This is a genomic window from Desulfogranum japonicum DSM 18378 (assembly GCF_000429945.1).
In the GTDB taxonomy this organism is placed as follows: Bacteria; Desulfobacterota; Desulfobulbia; order Desulfobulbales; family Desulfobulbaceae; genus Desulfogranum; species Desulfogranum japonicum.
This window is the reverse complement of record NZ_AUCV01000004.1, coordinates 215,112-232,584: the sequence shown is the minus strand read 5'-3', so window position 1 is coordinate 232,584 and position 17,473 is coordinate 215,112. Positions and strand designations below refer to the sequence as shown.

General features: G+C 43.6%; 16 protein-coding genes, 2 tRNA genes and 1 pseudogene. 3 read left to right on the top strand and 16 right to left on the bottom strand.

Annotated elements, in window-relative coordinates; all coding sequences use genetic code 11:
- Nucleotides 1-270 (bottom strand): helix-turn-helix domain-containing protein (locus tag G493_RS0105560; protein ID WP_028579581.1); only part of this gene is annotated, 270 nt, incomplete at its 3' end.
- Between the two features lie 359 nt (nucleotides 271-629).
- Here G493_RS0105560 and G493_RS0105550 point away from each other — a divergent pair.
- Nucleotides 630-932: a tyrosine-type recombinase/integrase gene (locus G493_RS0105550; protein ID WP_153306437.1), complete on the top strand. Its 303-nt coding sequence runs from the start codon at nucleotides 630-632 to the stop codon at nucleotides 930-932.
- A 93-nt stretch (nucleotides 933-1,025) separates the two neighbouring features.
- Here G493_RS0105550 and G493_RS0105545 read toward each other — a convergent pair.
- The 15 genes and pseudogenes from G493_RS0105545 to G493_RS0105470 form a co-directional block, all read right to left on the bottom strand.
- A tRNA-Met gene (locus G493_RS0105545) sits at nucleotides 1,026-1,102 on the bottom strand.
- Nucleotides 1,103-1,236: 134 nt separating this feature from the next.
- Entirely contained in the window at nucleotides 1,237-1,770 is a 534-nt protein-coding gene (locus G493_RS0105540) for a thioredoxin domain-containing protein (RefSeq protein WP_028579578.1), read from the bottom strand.
- A gap of 271 nt (nucleotides 1,771-2,041) precedes the next feature.
- Complete coding sequence (locus tag G493_RS27955; RefSeq protein WP_051309035.1) at nucleotides 2,042-2,368, bottom strand: GNAT family N-acetyltransferase; 327 nt, start codon at nucleotides 2,366-2,368, stop codon at nucleotides 2,042-2,044.
- Between the two features lie 253 nt (nucleotides 2,369-2,621).
- Entirely contained in the window at nucleotides 2,622-3,209 is a 588-nt protein-coding gene (locus G493_RS0105530; RefSeq protein WP_028579577.1) for a 3'-5' exonuclease, read from the bottom strand.
- A gap of 223 nt (nucleotides 3,210-3,432) precedes the next feature.
- Nucleotides 3,433-3,867, bottom strand: a complete 435-nt coding sequence (locus G493_RS0105525) for a GNAT family N-acetyltransferase (RefSeq protein WP_028579576.1) — start codon at nucleotides 3,865-3,867, stop codon at nucleotides 3,433-3,435.
- Between the two features lie 352 nt (nucleotides 3,868-4,219).
- The gene (locus tag G493_RS27950) at nucleotides 4,220-6,229 is read right to left on the bottom strand and encodes a methyl-accepting chemotaxis protein (protein WP_051309034.1); all 2,010 of its coding nucleotides are present in this window, start codon (nucleotides 6,227-6,229) and stop codon (nucleotides 4,220-4,222) included.
- Nucleotides 6,230-6,660: 431 nt separating this feature from the next.
- A complete protein-coding gene (locus G493_RS31840) occupies nucleotides 6,661-8,958 on the bottom strand; it encodes a PAS domain S-box protein (protein WP_051309033.1) in 2,298 nt (765 codons plus the stop codon).
- 3 nt (nucleotides 8,959-8,961) lie between these two features.
- A complete protein-coding gene (locus tag G493_RS27940; protein ID WP_051309032.1) occupies nucleotides 8,962-10,086 on the bottom strand; it encodes an ABC transporter substrate-binding protein in 1,125 nt (374 codons plus the stop codon).
- Nucleotides 10,087-10,801: 715 nt separating this feature from the next.
- The gene (locus G493_RS0105495) at nucleotides 10,802-11,719 is read right to left on the bottom strand and encodes a hypothetical protein (protein ID WP_153306436.1); all 918 of its coding nucleotides are present in this window, start codon (nucleotides 11,717-11,719) and stop codon (nucleotides 10,802-10,804) included.
- 456 nt (nucleotides 11,720-12,175) lie between these two features.
- Complete coding sequence (locus G493_RS27935) at nucleotides 12,176-12,508, bottom strand: methyltransferase domain-containing protein (RefSeq protein WP_051309031.1); 333 nt, start codon at nucleotides 12,506-12,508, stop codon at nucleotides 12,176-12,178.
- A 163-nt stretch (nucleotides 12,509-12,671) separates the two neighbouring features.
- A pseudogene (locus G493_RS34295) lies at nucleotides 12,672-12,794 on the bottom strand (IS3 family transposase); the annotation flags it as partial.
- 159 nt (nucleotides 12,795-12,953) lie between these two features.
- Entirely contained in the window at nucleotides 12,954-13,283 is a 330-nt protein-coding gene (locus G493_RS0105485) for a low molecular weight protein tyrosine phosphatase family protein (protein WP_028579572.1), read from the bottom strand.
- Between the two features lie 199 nt (nucleotides 13,284-13,482).
- Nucleotides 13,483-13,559 (bottom strand) — tRNA-Arg (locus tag G493_RS0105480).
- A 185-nt stretch (nucleotides 13,560-13,744) separates the two neighbouring features.
- Nucleotides 13,745-14,527 (bottom strand): flavodoxin family protein, encoded by a 783-nt coding sequence (locus G493_RS31835; protein ID WP_051309030.1) that lies wholly within the window; start codon nucleotides 14,525-14,527, stop codon nucleotides 13,745-13,747.
- Between the two features lie 11 nt (nucleotides 14,528-14,538).
- Complete coding sequence (locus G493_RS0105470; RefSeq protein WP_028579571.1) at nucleotides 14,539-15,090, bottom strand: DUF309 domain-containing protein; 552 nt, start codon at nucleotides 15,088-15,090, stop codon at nucleotides 14,539-14,541.
- A gap of 266 nt (nucleotides 15,091-15,356) precedes the next feature.
- On the opposite strand from G493_RS0105470, the gene G493_RS0105465 reads away from it, so the two are divergent.
- Together G493_RS0105465 and G493_RS0105460 are read left to right on the top strand one after the other, a co-directional pair.
- Entirely contained in the window at nucleotides 15,357-16,241 is an 885-nt protein-coding gene (locus G493_RS0105465; RefSeq protein WP_028579570.1) for a DMT family transporter, read from the top strand.
- A 3-nt stretch (nucleotides 16,242-16,244) separates the two neighbouring features.
- Nucleotides 16,245-17,471 carry an exonuclease SbcCD subunit D C-terminal domain-containing protein gene (locus tag G493_RS0105460; RefSeq protein WP_028579569.1) on the top strand — a complete coding sequence of 409 codons (1,227 nt, stop codon included), beginning with the start codon at nucleotides 16,245-16,247 and terminating at the stop codon, nucleotides 17,469-17,471.
- Nucleotides 17,472-17,473 lie beyond the last annotated feature (2 nt).

Below are 17,473 nucleotides of genomic sequence, written 5' to 3'. Positions count from 1 at the left end.
TATGTGATTTTTGATTTTGGTACGGACGGTTGGAGGTCTACCTGGAGAAAAGTTTCTGTTTAATCCCTTGATCCCTTTTGCCATGTATCTTTTAAGCCAGTCACGAATAGTATGCGGATTTCGTTTTAAGATCTGGGCTATTTCTGGTACTGTTTTGCCATCATTGCTCAGTAAAATTATCAGTGCTTTTTCTGAGTCCTTTGAAGAAGCCTGCTTCCTAAATGAATGAAGCTCATTCTCTTGTTCTTTAGATAAACTAACTCCTAGCATATTTTGCTCCAGTTTGATTTTATTGCAAATTTACAAGCTGGAAAGCTAATGTCAATGCTTTTTATAAATAATTATGTCGTTATGCTTAACTGGGCAAGCATACGTCAGATTCTTTCTACCCAGTGCAGAATGACAATTTCAATGAAGTGTAAGAACGGCAGTACAGTGCACGTGAGAAAAAGTAGCCGCCCGGATGCATCCCAACAGGAAATTTTGTCAGCTCTTGGAGTGCAAAATCTACCAGGTAAGCAGGTGAAGACAACAATATGAATAAAAAGTAACTGCTCACAGAATAAGAAAAAAAGTAGTGCCATAACGGCACATGCTGAACCGGTAAATGTCTGTATTTACGATAAATTGTGATCCAGCGTCACGAACTTGGGTTAATGGAGACTGACCACATTCGTAACCATGTCTGGATACCAGCCTTGAAAAAAGCTGAACTTAATTATCGGCCAATGATACAGACAAGGCACACCTTTGCCACTATTGCGATAGATTCCGGCGAGGACGTGGGTTGGGTTCAGCAAATGATGGGGCATAGTTCTCTTCAGATGATATACACCAGATATTATGGCTGGATAAAAAAGAGAACAAGGAATGATGGCACTGCTTTTACAGCAAGTTTCGAGACAGGCGTTATTGCGCAGGAAAAAGAGTAACGCCAAAGGCAAAAATAATTAAGCTCGTACCAAACACGTACCAAGCACAAAAAAAGGACTTACAATAATAAGCTGTAAGTCCTTGAATATGCGTGGTAGCGGGGATAGGATTTGAACCTATGACCTTCGGGTTATGAGCCCGACGAGCTACCGTGCTGCTCCACCCCGCGTTGCGAGGACTCTATATACCACACTGAAAAATTGTGTCAATAGCCAGGTGCTGCCTTTCTGTGATTAAGGCCAGATTTCTCATGAGCATATTGAGAGTAGATACAAGATAGCCGCTGAATTTATGCTGCTCTGCTTATAATAATAATAAAGGAATGGCTGGAATTATAGCCTGTTCATTTGTACTGTCATCTTCAGGAGATGTGGGCTCCTCCTCTTGTATGTGGGACTGTAACCGGGCATAAAAAGCGTTTATATCCTGGATTCCTGTGCTTCTATCCAGGTAATTATCGCTGTCTGCCGGGTCAATGACACAGATCAGAGGCAAGTAAAACGTTCCCAGGCCGGATGCATAGGTGCGCCATTCATCGGAGGTGTCAACATCATCGTACCAGGGGATATAGTTTTGTTCTATAGTGCTGAGTATTGGCGGTGATGTCAACTCGCATACCGTATATTGCATGTACGTGGTGTAACTGCACGCACTGCGCCCAGCCAACAGTAGCACTAGCTTTCCCTGTTGGGCAGCCAGGCTCATTGCCGCCTGTTTTGAAGTCTGCCATGTCAACTGGCCTGCCTGGGCAAGAGAAAAGAAAGGGACTGATGATGCAATCACCAGGAGAAACACGTAATACAGGGATTTGCGATAGTTGGGAGAATGATTTCTCATTTTATATCTCTGGTATGCTTTGCGAATGAGGAAGTACAATTCGTTTGCTGTATATAATACAACTGCAGTAGTGTGTCAACTATTTGAAAATATAGAGTTTTTGTGGTGGTGTCGTTCTTTGTTCTGGTATGGACAGCTTGAAATTGTGGAACAATTTTATCTGTGGAGAATGGTATTACAACTCGTTCATCTTATGGAGAGTCAAGCTTTTGGTGATAAATAGCACAAGAGAGACGCAGGGGAACAAGACAGGGGCTATAAACGTTGAGACTTATCGCAGTATGTGCTTATAGTTTGGTGCTGTTGTGCGCTCCATGTGTTTGTTGCAATCTTTTGGAGTTGAGAAACCAAATTTTTCATATAGCCCATGAGCATCCATGGTGCAAAGATGCCAACGTCTAACTGTTTGTAATTGTTCGTAATTTATAATTTCACCGATTAATCTTTTGGCAAACCCTTTATGCTGTTCTTTCGGGTCAATGAATACATCAGCTAAATAGGTAAATATTGTGTAATCGGTGATTACCCGCGCGAAGCCAATTTGCTGTTTATTTTTGTAAACCCCGAAGCATAAAGAATTGTTTATTGAGTTTTCCACTATTTTTCTTGGAATGCCTCCCAGTAAAGTGTTGTAAGTATGCTATGTACATAATCAATGTCTAACCTGTCCTTTTCAGATGTTATTTCAATTGTATCGGGCATCTATTCGTGTGATGGTTGTTTGTATTGCTCTGTTTGATTGTCATAGGACAAAGAGGATGGGCCGCAACGATTGTTACGAAAAGCAGTCATTCCGCGTTGATATAATTTACGTACACGGGATTTTACGATTCTGCGTAGTATGAGTGATATCATGTGACAGCAAATACACCGCATTTATACAGCTCCCAAACAATTAATGCCTCATGATACGCGTCATCTGCTGCTCGATGCAGCTCAACATACGGCTGATCTGGGAAGAAATGTTCCCACACTTCAGTCACTTTTGGCCATTTATAGCGGCCGTGACCTGCATGTCGAGCAGGTAGTTGGCAAATGGGAGTAGATAAAACCATGGGGCAGGGGAGTTTTGTTCCGAATCTAACCCCTCTGCTTTCCAGAAAATCGAAGTCAAAACTGCGATTATATGCTGTTGCACCTGCCGGGTGAGCTGAAATAATGTGTTGAATCTTTGGCAAGATATCATCGAGAAGGGGAGCTGTTCTCACTTCTTCAACGGTGAGTGATGAATTTTCAAATATCCAGCCCATCGGGTAGGTTCTGTGCTTTGCTGTCAGGTGGGATTCACGACATACAGAGTCAAAGAGGATTTCTCTTTGGCCATTTTCCAGGTGAAGCCCAACAATCCCGACCTCAACTATGGCCGCCTCCTGGTTTAAGAAGCCAGTTGTTTCAATATCAATGACGAGAACGGTGTCCAATATACTCCGGTTTGGCATTGTGCAATCTACATTTTTTATTCTTTGTGGTAACCCGGCTGGCAACGTTGAGTATCTCGGCGGCCTTCTTCTGGATGAAAATATTCAGGATTGAAACAGCTTCAAAACCCCTGTATTGCAAATCAATGACGACAGCTGTAGTAACACAGCTAGGTCGCCACCGGTCTGGAATCCTGATATGACCTTTTCGGTATAAATGAATGCCAAATACATTGCTAAAAGGTTAGAGTCGTTTGAGCGGATAATGCATTTCTATCAGTTGGTGGCCACCAACAATTTCCACTTCTTGGACAAACTCAAAGCCAAATCTTTCATAATACTCGCGCAAATATTCATGAGCATGTATTTCTATGGAAACCACATTTGTCTCTGCGGCATGGGTAATCAATGCCTTTACAACTTTGGTTGCAATTCCTGAATGTCTATATTCTTGAGCTACGGCTACCCTGGCCATTATCGCATGCTTCCCGTCGGCTGTGAAAAGTCGCGCTGTTGCAATGGGCAGGTCACCCACGGTCACTAATGCGTGACAGCAATTTTCATCCAAACCATCGAGGTCTAATTCTAAAGGGATGCCTTGTTCGATTACAAACACCTTATGCCGTATAGCTTGAGATTTAGCAATAATATCAGCGTTATTTCCTATTATTAATTCCATCAGATGAACACTAGTTGGTCTTTAGTGACTACTCATAGGGACAGTGACTAAACCTTGTAACTCTCCTGTATTTGTAACTGCTAACAGAGCGCCTGAGGTTTTCGCAATCAGGTTGGCGCAGCGTATTACCCCATACGTAAACCAGGCTGATCGCGGAAAGATCCGGTGCGCTGTGACCAGTTACGACTATTTCAATAAGTAAGGGAGGGGATGTTTTAATATAAGCAACAACTATTTAATGTCCAGAGAAACAACTCTTCTGCTGATCTATTGTGCACATGAACGGTTAAAACATCCCCGGAAACAGCTCTCCCTGTCTGTATTGCGTTTGCGCTAACGTATTGCAGGAATGTTACACCTTAAAGGTTCCCACTATTTCGTTGAGCTGGTTTGAGTTACTTAAAAGCTCTTGAGCATTTTTGCCAACTTCTCTGCTGCTTTCAGAAATGCTTTGAGATGCAACTGAAATCTCAGATATTTCTCCGGTAATATCAGCTGCCATGATAGAGCTTTGGCTCACATTTTCATTTACTTCTTGGATTCCCTGGCTCGCTTGGGAAATGTTTTCAGCAATTTCGCTTGTCGCAGATGTTTGTTCTTCCACTGCTGTTGCAATTGAGCCGACCGTATCATGGACTCCGCCTATGACATCAGAAATTTTGACAATTTCCGCTCCTGTTTGCTTGGTAGTTCGTTGAACATCTTCAATGAGTGTTTTGATCTCTAGGGTTGCTTCTGCCGTTTGTTTGGCCAACTCTTTAATTTCATTCGCAACAACCGCAAACCCTTTTCCAGCCTCTCCAGCACGAGCAGCCTCAATCGTTGCATTGAGTGCAAGCAGGTTAGTTTGTTCAGAAATCTCTGTTATGGCTTCAGTTACTTTACCTATTTTATCTGCTGCGCTTCCTAGTTCACCCATGTAGCGAGATGCTTCTTGCGCCTGTTTGACCGCATCCATGGAAACGCCACGTGCACGTTCTGCGTTCTCAGCGATTTCATTGATAGTGGTATGCATTTCTTCAGCAGCAGCTGCAACCATATTCGCATTGGTAGATGACTGTTCCATTGCTGCGGCAACGTTGTGAAGGTTTGAACTCATTTCGTGAGCCGCAGCCGCAACTTTTGTAGCTCGATTAGAGGTGTTTTTTGCATTTTCTAAGAGATTGTCAGAAATTGTTGATAAAAAATGAGAGCTTGAATCGACGTTGCCAGAACTAGAGGCAATTTTTTTGACAATTTCTTGAAGCTTTTCTATGAATGAATTGAACCACTTTGCGAGTTCACCAAGTTCATCTTGGGAGCTAACATGAAGACGTTTAGTCAGGTCTCCTTCGCCTTCAGCAATATCTTGTAACATATTCGCTGCTTTTCTAATTGGACGAGTAACGCTATTCGCTAGGAAAAGTCCCATGATACAAAAAATAACTAATAGGAAAGTGGCTATAGCAAATAATATTTTGGTAAGTGTGTTAGCCTTCTCCATTACTTCAGATTTTGTAATAAGGCCAATAAATTTATATCCAAGACTCTGTGAACTGTGGATAGTAGCTATATATTTCGTATTATCCAATTCTAATTCAATGGAACCGCTATCCATGCTATCAAGAGTTGTATACGCAGGAATTTTCAAGTTATTCATTTTTTTGAAATTAACTTCAGGCAGATTGGGGTTCGCTAAAATTGTTCCATCAGACTGAACCAAAACAACGAAACCGGTTTTTCCAATCTTCACCTCATCTATAAGATCTGTCATGCCCTTGAGAGAAACATCTATCCCTATAACCCCAAGAGGATCGTTTTGCATGTCGTTTATCGGAGTGACGACACCAACCACGGCTGTTTGTGTTGTCACACTCATGTAAGCTGGTGTTATCATTAACTGACGTGAGTCAAAAGAGCCTTGATACCATCCGCGTTTTCTCGGATCATAGCCGGCCGGCATTTCACTAGGTGCTGATGAGGCAAATCCGCCGTATTTTGTCCCCATGTATACTTCAAGATATGCATCATCTGCGTCTTGAATGATTTTCAAAAAATCAGCCAGCTCAACAGCGTATTTACCTGCCTGCTGAGCTGTGATAGTTGTTTTTGTTGTGGTTGTTACATAATTAGGGATTGTGTCATCCGCACGTCTGACCAGGGGGGTGTTGGCTGCTGATTTTACTGCGCTTTCTACCCCTTGCATAAAAAAGGTAAAACCTCTGTCAATCTGCTGCAGTTCTCGGTTGGTAGATGATATAAAAGAATCCAACGCATTCTTTTTGATGTTGCTAAGTAAAAATAGGGAAAGGATGCAAATGGGGATTAACGTAACCAGCGCAAATGCCAAAATGAGTTTTCTCTTAATTGTCAATGTATTCATAATCTTTTTAAATTGAGTGCGTGTGAATCTGAAAAGTTACTGTCTTGCAACGCCTTCCCCGGAGTATATCATGCATAAAAGAAGGGATAAAAGTATTTCCTACATGATGTAGCGCAGATCCATTTTAATGACCGCTAATGGACGCATTTGTCCGAAAATAGATAGAAATGTAGGTGAGAAAGGGGGTACCCCCTCGAGTGTGTTGAGCAACACCTGGGAGAACCCAAAATTGCTTGAAAGGACGATTGAAAAAAGGTTACTCGATGTTGACAACAAAAGGAAAGGAATTTACGAGAAAGTTAGGGGGACTTACAAAGCTATATCTTATTACCTCACCTATTACCTTGTAACTGATCATGTAGTCTCCCGCCGGTAGCTCACCTGCGGAAAATAGCGCTTGCCCAAATCTGAAGCACCTGTGATCAGTTACATTACCTATTCATTGCTTCTCTTATTTTTGCAGCCAGTTCCTTTTTAGATAATGGTTTAGATAAAAAGATAACACCATCATCCAATACGCCCCGGTGAGCAATGACATTAGCTGTGTATCCGGACATGAAAAGTGTTCTAAGATGAGAGTATTGCCGTTCCAGTTGCTCGGAAAGCTCACGGCCATTCATTTCCGGCATAACGACATCTGTAATCAGAAGATTAATTTCATTAGAATGCTTTTCAGCGAGCCTGATTGCCTCACTTGGGGTAGATGCTGGCAGCACTTTATATCCTAAGCTATTGAGCATTCTTTCACCGAGTTTCAGGATAGACTTATCATCTTCAACCAACAAAATGGTCTCACCCTTGCTCAAGGGGATTTTCTGGTCACTACCATGACTTATTGTAATAGGTTCTCCTGTATATCTGAGCAGATAGCTTTTGATCGTCGTGCCTTTTTCCGGTTCACTGTAAACGTTGATGAAGCCGTTATTCTGTTTGACAATACCGTAAACGGTGGAAAGCCCCAGCCCGGTTCCCTGGTGAAGTTCTTTGGTGGTGAAAAATGGTTCAAAAACTTTTTCCAGGGTCTCGGGATCCATGCCGCTGCCGTTATCACTGACAGCAAGCATTATATAATCGCCGGGAATAAACCCCGCATGATCGGCACAGTATTCCTCGTCGAAGCTGACATTCTTTGTTTCAATGGTGATTTGTCCTACGCCATTTATGGCATCTCGGGAGTTGACGCAGAGGTTTGCCAGAATTTGATCAATCTGGGAGGGGTCAATTTTAACGGGCCATACTTTTGATCCGGGCCGCCAGGCAAGATCAATGTCTTCCCCGATTAATCGTCGCAGCATTTTAAGCATATTCTCTATGGTGTCATTTAATTGGAGCACTTTGGGTGCGGTTGTCTGCTCGCGTGCAAAAGCAAGTAATTGCCGGGTGATATCGGCCGAACGTTTGCCGGCATCTAAAATCTCTGTGATGTCGTCATATAGAGGATCTTCAGGGTCAAGACTGTCGAGGGAGGATTCTGCATAGCCGATGATAATGCTCAGCATATTATTGTAATCGTGGGCTACCCCACCGGCCAATCTGCCCACCGATTCCATCTTCTGTGCCTGGAACAACTGCTGCTCAAGAGTTTTACGTTTGCGCTCCAAGATTTTATGGTCTGTTCCCAGCCGAATAAAGTTCAAGGCATAGGCAAGGTCTCCTGCCATTTCGGTAAACAGATCGAGCTCTTCCGCCTCCACCTCGATATCGTCGTCGATGACCGCAATGAGATAACCGAAGGTATTGGCGTCATGGGCCAACCTTATACACAACGAGGTCGGTTGTTGGGATTCACCGGCAATTGGACAACTGCCGCAAAGATCCTGCAGAGAATCAATCACTACGACCCCATTGGCACTTCTGCTTAGGGCGCAGCAAGGGGGGGCTTCCCGGCGTCGAAGCATTGCATCGATTTTGTCAGGGGAGCATATTGGGCCGGAACCCGCCCAGGTGACGATTCTATCCTTTTCGTCTGTAAGAAAAATCAGGGCAGAAGCGTACCCTCGATTATCAACCAATAAACGGCATCCTTCGTGGATCAGGGTCTCTGGATCCCGTTCACGGACGATTAATTGATTGATGGTCCGGATTGAACGTAATACACGATTTAAATGCTCAATACGCTGTTCGGCATGCTTGCGATCGCTTATATCACGAACTAAACCTTCGGTTCCCATGGTTGTACCATGTTCATCGTGAATGATTTTTATAGTACTCGACGACCAGAATTGCGTACCATCCCTTCTTCTGAGCAAAATATCACGATCATACAGGACGCCTTTTTCTCGAAGCGTATGAATCAATTCTTCTCTGCTATTGGGGTCGGCATACATTGCTGCTATGTTGCGACCGATAAGCTCCTTTGGCGATGTAAAACCGCACATTTTGGCGATTGCCATGTTCGCCATCGTTATGTTGCCATCGGTAGCCGCTCGTATAAATCCTTCTTCCATGAATTCAAATAAGGAACGATAGCGTTTTTCGCTTTCTTTCTGTTTTTTTATGAACTCGAAGATAAGAATGCCAAGGGATATAAAGAGAAAAACAACCATAATCCGGGAAACAGTCTGATATGGAGGAACTCTTAAAAGAAATGTGTCAAGATAGGAGGAAGGTTCACTGAAAATTAAATTTTTTAAATTGTTTTCAAAAGACAGATACGACCAGATACTATCCAGTACCCAGTAAAATAAGCATACAACCCCTATTATCGTATAGCCTTTCCATCTTCTCATTAGCTATTCTCCATATATTTCCGCTGCGATCTTTAATATACCTCCGGGTATGCTGAAATGTATCTTTTGGGCTGTTTTGATATTGACGGCTATTTCTAAAGGATCCTCGCATATCTGATTTAAAACTCTTGGTGTTGTGCCATTTAAAATTTCACCAATTTTATTGGCATTGTATTTTCCCTTTGCGGCATAGCCAGAATCACTTGAGATACTGAATAACATGCCCTCTTTGACAAACTTTGAACCTACCATAGAAAATGATGGGATACGTTTGCTTATAAAAATATCTGCAATTTCTTTTGCCTTTCTGTCAACACACGTCAAGCCGGTTACATATACTGCGTCAACGTTTTCCGAAAGCTCACGATAACACGCTAAACAGGAGCGGTCAGATTTTTGAGTATCGGGGGTTGTATCAAAAACCTTGCAGGTTCTGATTTTAAAGTTCATTTCTTTGGCAATGGTTTGTACTTCGTCCATTGCCGAATAGGTTCTTCCGTCAGGAGTGTCTTCAAAGGCAATGCCCAGGGTAGAAAAACCCGCAATTCTGTGAAACATTCTTAACTGTCGAAGATACCGGTTCGGATCAACCCGTGCGGTAACATGATCAAGCCCAGAATCCTCCGCACTTCTTATGATACCGGCTTCTATCGGATCGGACGTGGATAAGACGAGAACGGGAACCTTATGTTCATTGTTTGCCAGGTCAATACCGGCCCAGGTTCCCATTGCAATCACCAGGTCGATTTCAGAGTTCTTGAGCTTTTTTAATAATTCATTTCTACACGTTAAGCGAAGCTGCTTGTCCCAATTGGCGGAATAACAATTTTCTGGCTTAAATGATAGATAAGGACTTTTGATTGTATGTAGCCATTCAATATAAGGTTTAGGCATCTCTTTATGATATTCCGGTGGATCGATATCAGGGAGCCAACCTAAATCAATCAGGCCATGAACCAGCGTCCTCATCTCCTCAGTATAATCGGAATACGGCCCACCCTCGTAGTAAGCAATGCGCCACTTTTTTCCATCGTTTAATTTCGGGGTACTCTTTGCGAAGACAAAAGGTGTAAAGAGTATCGCAAGAAAACAAACTCCTGTCATGAATCCAATCGCCTTGGTTCGCATCACGTTTCTCTTGTATTTACATTGGCTTGTTTGTTGTGACTTGTTGCTTCCACGCCGTAATGATAAGTGATTACTATGTTGAGTATAGCACGGGTCTTTATAAAAAAACAAACACCTGTAATATGGTGGACGTTCACATCGATTTCAGGTTTCTTATACATTTTTACGGAGATGTTGCTCGCAGGGGCATAGGGGCAGGCCATGCTAACACTCTATAATCATGTCTGTAATTGTTTACAAAATGTAATGAGTCATAGGGGAAGTGATTCAATCTGAAAACTCCCCTGTATTTGTAACTGGTTAAAGGGGAGCTGAGGTTTTTTCAAGCAGGCTGCCGCAGCGTATTGGGTCATGCCTAAGCCAGGCTGAAAGTGGAAAGATCTATATGCTTCTTCTTCTTTGTAAAATGGATCTTATTGCTATTATATGGATGGATTATGTCGATGATTTCATATATCTGTAACAGCAATTAAGGGTCACGAAAAGAATAAATAATCCAATCTTGCTTGTCTCTCAACTCGGTAATGTTGTCGCGTTAATGGTTCAATACGGCCAGTATGGAACCATTGCGCGATAACATTACCAAACCGATATCCTACGCAATTTTTGGATATTTATTATTTTCCGCGACCCTCATCTCATATGTATTTTTTCACTGCATAAATAGCTGCGGCTTGACCGCAGAATGTTCTTGTTGGAGTTTTTCTTACAATTTTTATGGACACGGCACACTGCCGTCACCGGACAACGCAGAAGATTCAAGCTGAACATCAAAAGAAAATGAAGTAGCGGTCGAGCTTTGAAGAATAATTGGCGTGATGCCGACATTATCCTCCCAGAAATCTTTTCTTTTGTCCAGGTTATAGATGGAGCCATAACGAATGCCGGTTTCGGCATCATGGGATGCGAGAACCACTTTGATGCTGGGTTTGAATGCAGGGGTAATGGCTGCATAGCCCTGAGCTGCTGAATCTATATCGTTACAGTTGCCAATGACATTCACCATCAATTGATTTGTTCTATCACTGGGGAAAAAGCCAGGATTGTCGGGAGGAACCCACGGAGAAAAAGCAAAAGGTTCAGTTGCCATACCATGGGCGATTTCCACCCATTTCATATCACCGGTATCCCCGGTATTGCCTGAAAGCAGGGGAACGTCATCAAGATAATTGCTGGCTATTTTATAAAGATTTAAGTCACCCCCTGCCGCTGAAAGAAGGCCAGCCAGATGGATTGAGTAGATTCCCGACCCTTTAATTTTTTTTGCCGCTTTACTGTACGAGAAGTCTAAGGTCATATCCCAGGAGCCATATGAGGACGATGTACCGCGCGATACATTTCCTGTAGCGACAAGATGAATTCCTTTTCCCTTTTGCACTTCTAGAGATCTGATAACAGAGTGTTTGAGAACCGCACCTGGAAGAAAAGGTTGTGCATACCAGGATGAACCCCATCCATTGATATCTACACCAGGGTGTGGGCGTAGGATGAGTGTGCCATTATTATCCACAAGGGTCATGAAATGATGATCTTCACAAAAAAATCGATACTCGATGGAACCGTTGTTGTTGAATTGAGATATTGTATACGATGCATAACCATGCGACATAATGGCAGGGAGAAATAATAACATCTTATTTGTTGCCTGTACTTTTGGAGATAATAGCAACAAAATTAGGACAATAGTCAAATGTGTTAGTTTAGATCTTTTCAGAAAACCCATGATTTTTCCTTTGCATGGCATAATCTTTATCCTTACGCAACGTTGTACGAAAGGGCGTCCCGTTGACGGACTCGCGGTACGCCCGGCATGGGCGTAATTTTATGGGGGGTAAGGCCCCTGTATGTGAACCTTGTTTCTATGAAATTACAGAAGCATAAATACTAGCCGAAGGCAAGGGTAGTCTCGTGAGGGGATGTCTGAAAGAAGCTGGAGTGCAGGTAAGGGAGGTGCGAGACTCCGCAACTATGGACCGACGCCCAGAAACAGCATACAAGGCTGAGTCTCCGGGTAAGTCAGCTATACATGATAAAGCCAAGGTTCAGAAAATACGGTAAATGCTGCGATCGTGTAGTGAAAAATTACGTTCTAATCCGGGGACGTGATGGTTGAATGCATGACGCATGTCGCCACTGAGAAAACAATGCATAAACCGCGTAAGGTTGCTTCCTGCTTTGCCCGCTCGACCTCCTGAGGCGAAAGGTCGGACGCAGGTACATGATACCCCCTGCTGGATAGGGCAAGAGCTTGCGTACCGATGCCGCAAGAAACATCGAGAACAGATGAGGCGTTATCATCCACAATTTCATGTATTACAGTTTCAAGCATTCTGCCTTGGTACTGAATGCTTTTATCCCAATCCGGATAAATGAGGTGATACAAAGGCGTAAGCCCTGCATAGAATTGATTTGTGTTTGTCATTTTTCCGGGCACAACTCAGACAGGAGTTTATCAGTTAGAAGAGGTCCTTCTGGGCAACATGCTGTTTTGCCGATGCAATTCTTTCGTCATTTTTGTAAGATAGTCCATCGACTATCTGTGCGTAAAAGCTTCGAATAATTTGAGCCTGCAGGTCATCCGGCTACTTTCTCCAAATAGCCATCCGGGGTGCATTGATTACCAGGTGCCGGTCAATGCGCTCACCCATAGACCAGCCAACAACTTCTCGATTAAACAGATATATAACAACTGCAAGGTAAAGCCAGCCTGCCCGTATTTGCTATTTGATAAAGATTGTCAATGAAGGACGGCGGCAGCAGGTGCCACAGTATGATTCGGGAAATCAGCACGACCTTAGCGAAAAAGAACGCTATGATAGCCGGCGAGCTTCAGTGAGCTCGGTTGATTCGCTTGCTATCGTTTTTTTTTATTTTATTTTGAAGAAGTTGTCTAGCTTACTGTTAAAGATAGTAACTAGTTCAGGTTGCATATACTCATAATCATCTGGTATGTCCAAGCAGATTACTCTTTGCTTGTTGAGACTTTTCCTAAACTTTTTTTGCAGTTTATTTTTTTGCGATTTCTCCATAACGAAGATAGTTTCTGCCCATTCTACGAGCTCTTTAGTCAACGGAATTTCTGCATCGTTATTTAGACCAGCCGACAAAACATCAAAACCTTCTTTGTCAGAAAATATTGTTTCTGCTGTAGGGCTTCTCAATTTATTTTGACTGCAGATGAACAATATATTTTTCATTTTTTTATCAATAAGAACAAAACCTTGAGATTTTTCCAGCTGGGCGACTCCCCTGCAAAATAAAAAAAGACCCGCAAAAAAAACGCCTATATTTTCCATGCGTAGGAGCTTGAAAAATATAGGCGAAAAATGTGCCAATTTATGTCAATTTTCATTTCAACAAACGGGCTGATGAATTAGCCTAAATATCTGAAATGATTGGCACACCCGGAGGGATTCGAACCCCCGACTCTCGGATTCGAAGTCCGATGCTCTATCCAGCTGAGCTACGGGTGCGCTCATGATCAAACTAGATTTGGATGGCAGGTAATTACCATCAATCATGCTTTGATGCAAGGTTTAAGTGAGTGGTATGGAGTCCGGCATATTGTTTAATTTTCAGTTTTGGTTTGTTATCAGAGTGTATATTCCATAAGCACATCCACAAAAAGTAACCATTCACGGGATCTGCAACTTTTTGTTTATACTAAAGAAGAGGGCTTGATCGAGGTTCTCTGTTTTGATTTTTCCAGTATTTTCTTTCTGGTATGAGGGAACCGCTTCAGTATGTTGAATACTGTTTTGGGTATTGGCAGCACGTTAGCTCGAATTCGTTTTTCGATTTTACGGGAGATAAAGCCGTCAGTTGCCAATTGTCGTCCTGCAAAATGAACATCAGCAAGGATTTTTGCCAGTTTTTTGTTGGGTTCTTTTTGAATCTCTTTATGCAAAAGTGCCCATCCATTTCTTACTATGGACCCTACCTGAGGGGCATCCATGAAAGCCGAGTATGTTTTGAAAAAAAGTTCTGTGCTCTGTGTTGTCAGGTCCTCTGTATTGGAGGCAGTGATGACGGAAACAAACGGCTTGGACAGGGTTTGATGATCAATATCGTGGAAAAATAAATGCGTTTTGGAATAGGTATTGATGTTGCTTTTCCCCCTTCCATACATGCGCTCAAAGAATACCCGCAGTCTGCTGGACATGTGAAATACATAGATCGGTGTTGCGAATACAATGGTATCGGCTGAACGAAAAGTCTCTAGTATTTTGAGAAAGTCATCCTTAGTGTCCTGAATACACGCATAGAACTCCAGCCGTTGACACGCATCGCAAGCCAGGCATGGTCTTATATCATAGGTGGAGAGGCGTATAGTTTCAACAGCAGCTCCCTTGCTCGCAGCCCCTGCCAGAAGATGGTCTAAAATGATTTGAGTGTTTCCACCCACTTTCTTGTGGGATCCGTTGATTGCTACGATTTTCATACCAACGTTTTTTAACGACTCCGCGCACCAGGTTTGAGTAACTTTGGTGCAGGCATTTCAGGGCGTTCAAGGGCCTGGATCAGGATCTGGGGATCAATGTACTCCGCAAGACGTTGTTGTTGATCTCGCAGAACCGGCAGAGCTTTGGACGCCATTTTTCCTGCCGCCTCCCGGTAACCGTACTCAAGTTTGATATATACTCCGGCAGCTCTGACCATGGCCTGGAGCAGGAGTTTTTCTTGGCCCTGCTGTTTTAACCAGGCGTGTTCAACTACTTCGTGGACTTCGAAAAACAACTCGTTATCCCAGAGTACAAAACCCTGCCAGAGAGGGTCCGTATGATAATCTGTAATGATTTTCAGACTTTTTGCATATTGTTGCAGTCTGAAGGCAATGTATTCCTGATAACAGGGAGCTGTAGCCCGTGAAGCAAAGGAACTGGCAACCTGCTCGGCCGGCTGCAGGGATTGCTGCTTGAGCACATCGATAAGGGATTCTGAGAGTTGGTTGCGGATATCCCTGCTTAATCGATCCATGAAGGGTTCGAATATTGTCTCTGACATGGGAGCCTCCGGTTGTGGAGTTTGCTGTTGAGTCGTGCAGAATTGCTCTGAAAGATTTACTGTATTGGTTGAGAATAACAACTACAATCTGCTGCAAAGCAGTATTCGTCATGATCTTTGCTCCAGCGGCTTTATGCGTATTTGCCAACCTGAAATGAAACTATTTTTTCCTGTTCAATTTTTCTGGAACGCGTTACATCTGGAAGGCTGTAGCAGCTCTGGCAACCTGCATATATTACTGCAAACTTTTGACTGTAGATTTTCTTATGCCTTATTTCCTGCTTGTTATGGCCACCTTGTTCTGGTCCGGTAATTTTGTCATCAGCCGCGGCATGCACGCATCCATTCCGCCCATGGGCTTATCGTTTTGGAGGTGGGTGGTTGCTATGATTGTTTTGAGTCTTTTTACGTTGCCTCAGCTTCGTCGTGATAAAGAGATTTTTTTCAAAAATTCTCGGTATATGATCATCCAGGGGCTATTGGGAGTAACGGGATTTAACAGTCTTATCTACCTGGCCATGCAGACAACAACAGCCATTAACGGCGTGCTGCTCACATCCATGACGCCTATTTTTATTGTTGTCATTTCCTGGGTGGGATTTCGAGAGACACTGACTTTTCGCCAGATTGCAGGTGTTTTTGTCTCTTTTGCCGGTGTGTTGCTGATTATAGCAAAGGGAAAACTGGCTACGCTTCTGAATGTGGATTGGAATCAAGGCGATATGTATGTATTGCTTGCGGGAATTATGTGGGCATCATATTCCACCAATTTGAGAAATATGCCTAAAGATTTACACCCTTTCTCGTATATGGGAGGGATTGTGGTGATCGGTCTCATAGGAATACTGCCCTTTTATTGTCTGGAAATCAGTCAGGGCAAAATGGTTGCTCTGACTTCGGGCAATATTGCCAGTATTCTTTACGTTGGAATTTTTGCATCTGTCATGGCTTTTCTCTTCTGGAACCGGGCAGTACGTACTGTGGGGGCTAATAAGGCTGGTCCCTTTGTTCATCTCATGCCGGTTTTCAGCACTATTCTTGCCATCATCTTTTTGGGAGAAAAATTTGCGTTGTTCCATGCTCAGGGGATGCTTTTCATTTTTGGGGGTATTCTGATGACCACTCTCCGGGTTCAAATTAAGGATGTGTAGAGAATGCGCATTTTGCACACTTCAGATTGGCATTTAGGGCATCGTTTATATGGACGCAACAGGTATGATGAATTTGCCGCCTATCTGAACTGGCTGGTCGACTATATTGCAGAGCAGGAAATTGAACTGCTCCTGGTGGCAGGTGACATTTTTGACACCACCACGCCGGGGAACCGCGCCCTGGAACTGTACTATCGTTTTCTCCATAGAATCTCCAACAGCCCGTGCAGGGCTGTGGTAATCATTGCCGGCAATCATGACTCTCCAACCTTGCTGGAAGCGCCTAAAGACCTGCTCAAGCAATTTGATGTTCATGTAACCGGAACACCTGCAACCGAGCCCAGGGATCAGGTTGTTTATATTCCAGGCCTACAGGGTGATGATCTTTTGGTCTGCGCTGTGCCGTTTCTTCGTGATCGCGATATTCGTCTTGCTGGGGCAGGAGAAAGCCAGGAAGAGAAGGCTGCCCGAATGGAGAAAGAAATTGAGCGACATTATCAACAGGTATATGCGGCAGCTATGGAGATCAGAGAGGAACGTGGGAAACCGTTGCCTGTGATAGGCATGGGGCACCTGTTTATGACAGGAGCAAAGACCGTTGATGGTGATGGTGTTCGAGATGTGTATGTTGGTGGGTTACAGCAGACGTTTGGAGGTCGTTTCCCTGAAGGCATGACTTATTTTGCCCTGGGGCACTTGCATCTGGCGCAGCGTGTTGGAGGCGGGGAAACCATCCGATATTCCGGAGCTCCTTTGCCCATGGGATTTAATGAGGCCCGAAAGGCGAAAGTGATGCTGCAGGTGGAGTGTGACAGGGAAAAGCTTCAGGTGCATGAGGTGCCGGTGCCGGCTTTCAGGGAATTACATATACTCAAGGGTGAATTGCCTGAATTGCTCCTGGAGATTGCGCAACTGAAGGAACAGGGAAGTACAGCATGGCTGGAAATCCGTCATCAAGGCGTGATGGAGGCAGGCGCTCTTCGGCAGCAGCTGTATGATGCCGTGGACGACAGTGATATGTCTCTTTTGCGAATTCGGACCAGTCTGCATCTCAAAACCGCTCTTGCCCAGGAATATGAGGCGCAATCCCTGGATGATTTAAGTGTGGACGAGGTGTTTGAACGCTGTCTGCAATCCGTTGACCTGGGTGATGATGAGCGTATTGAATTACGCGATTGTTTCCAGGAGATTCTCTCCTCCATGCATATGCAAGACCGTCGGAGCGAATAAAA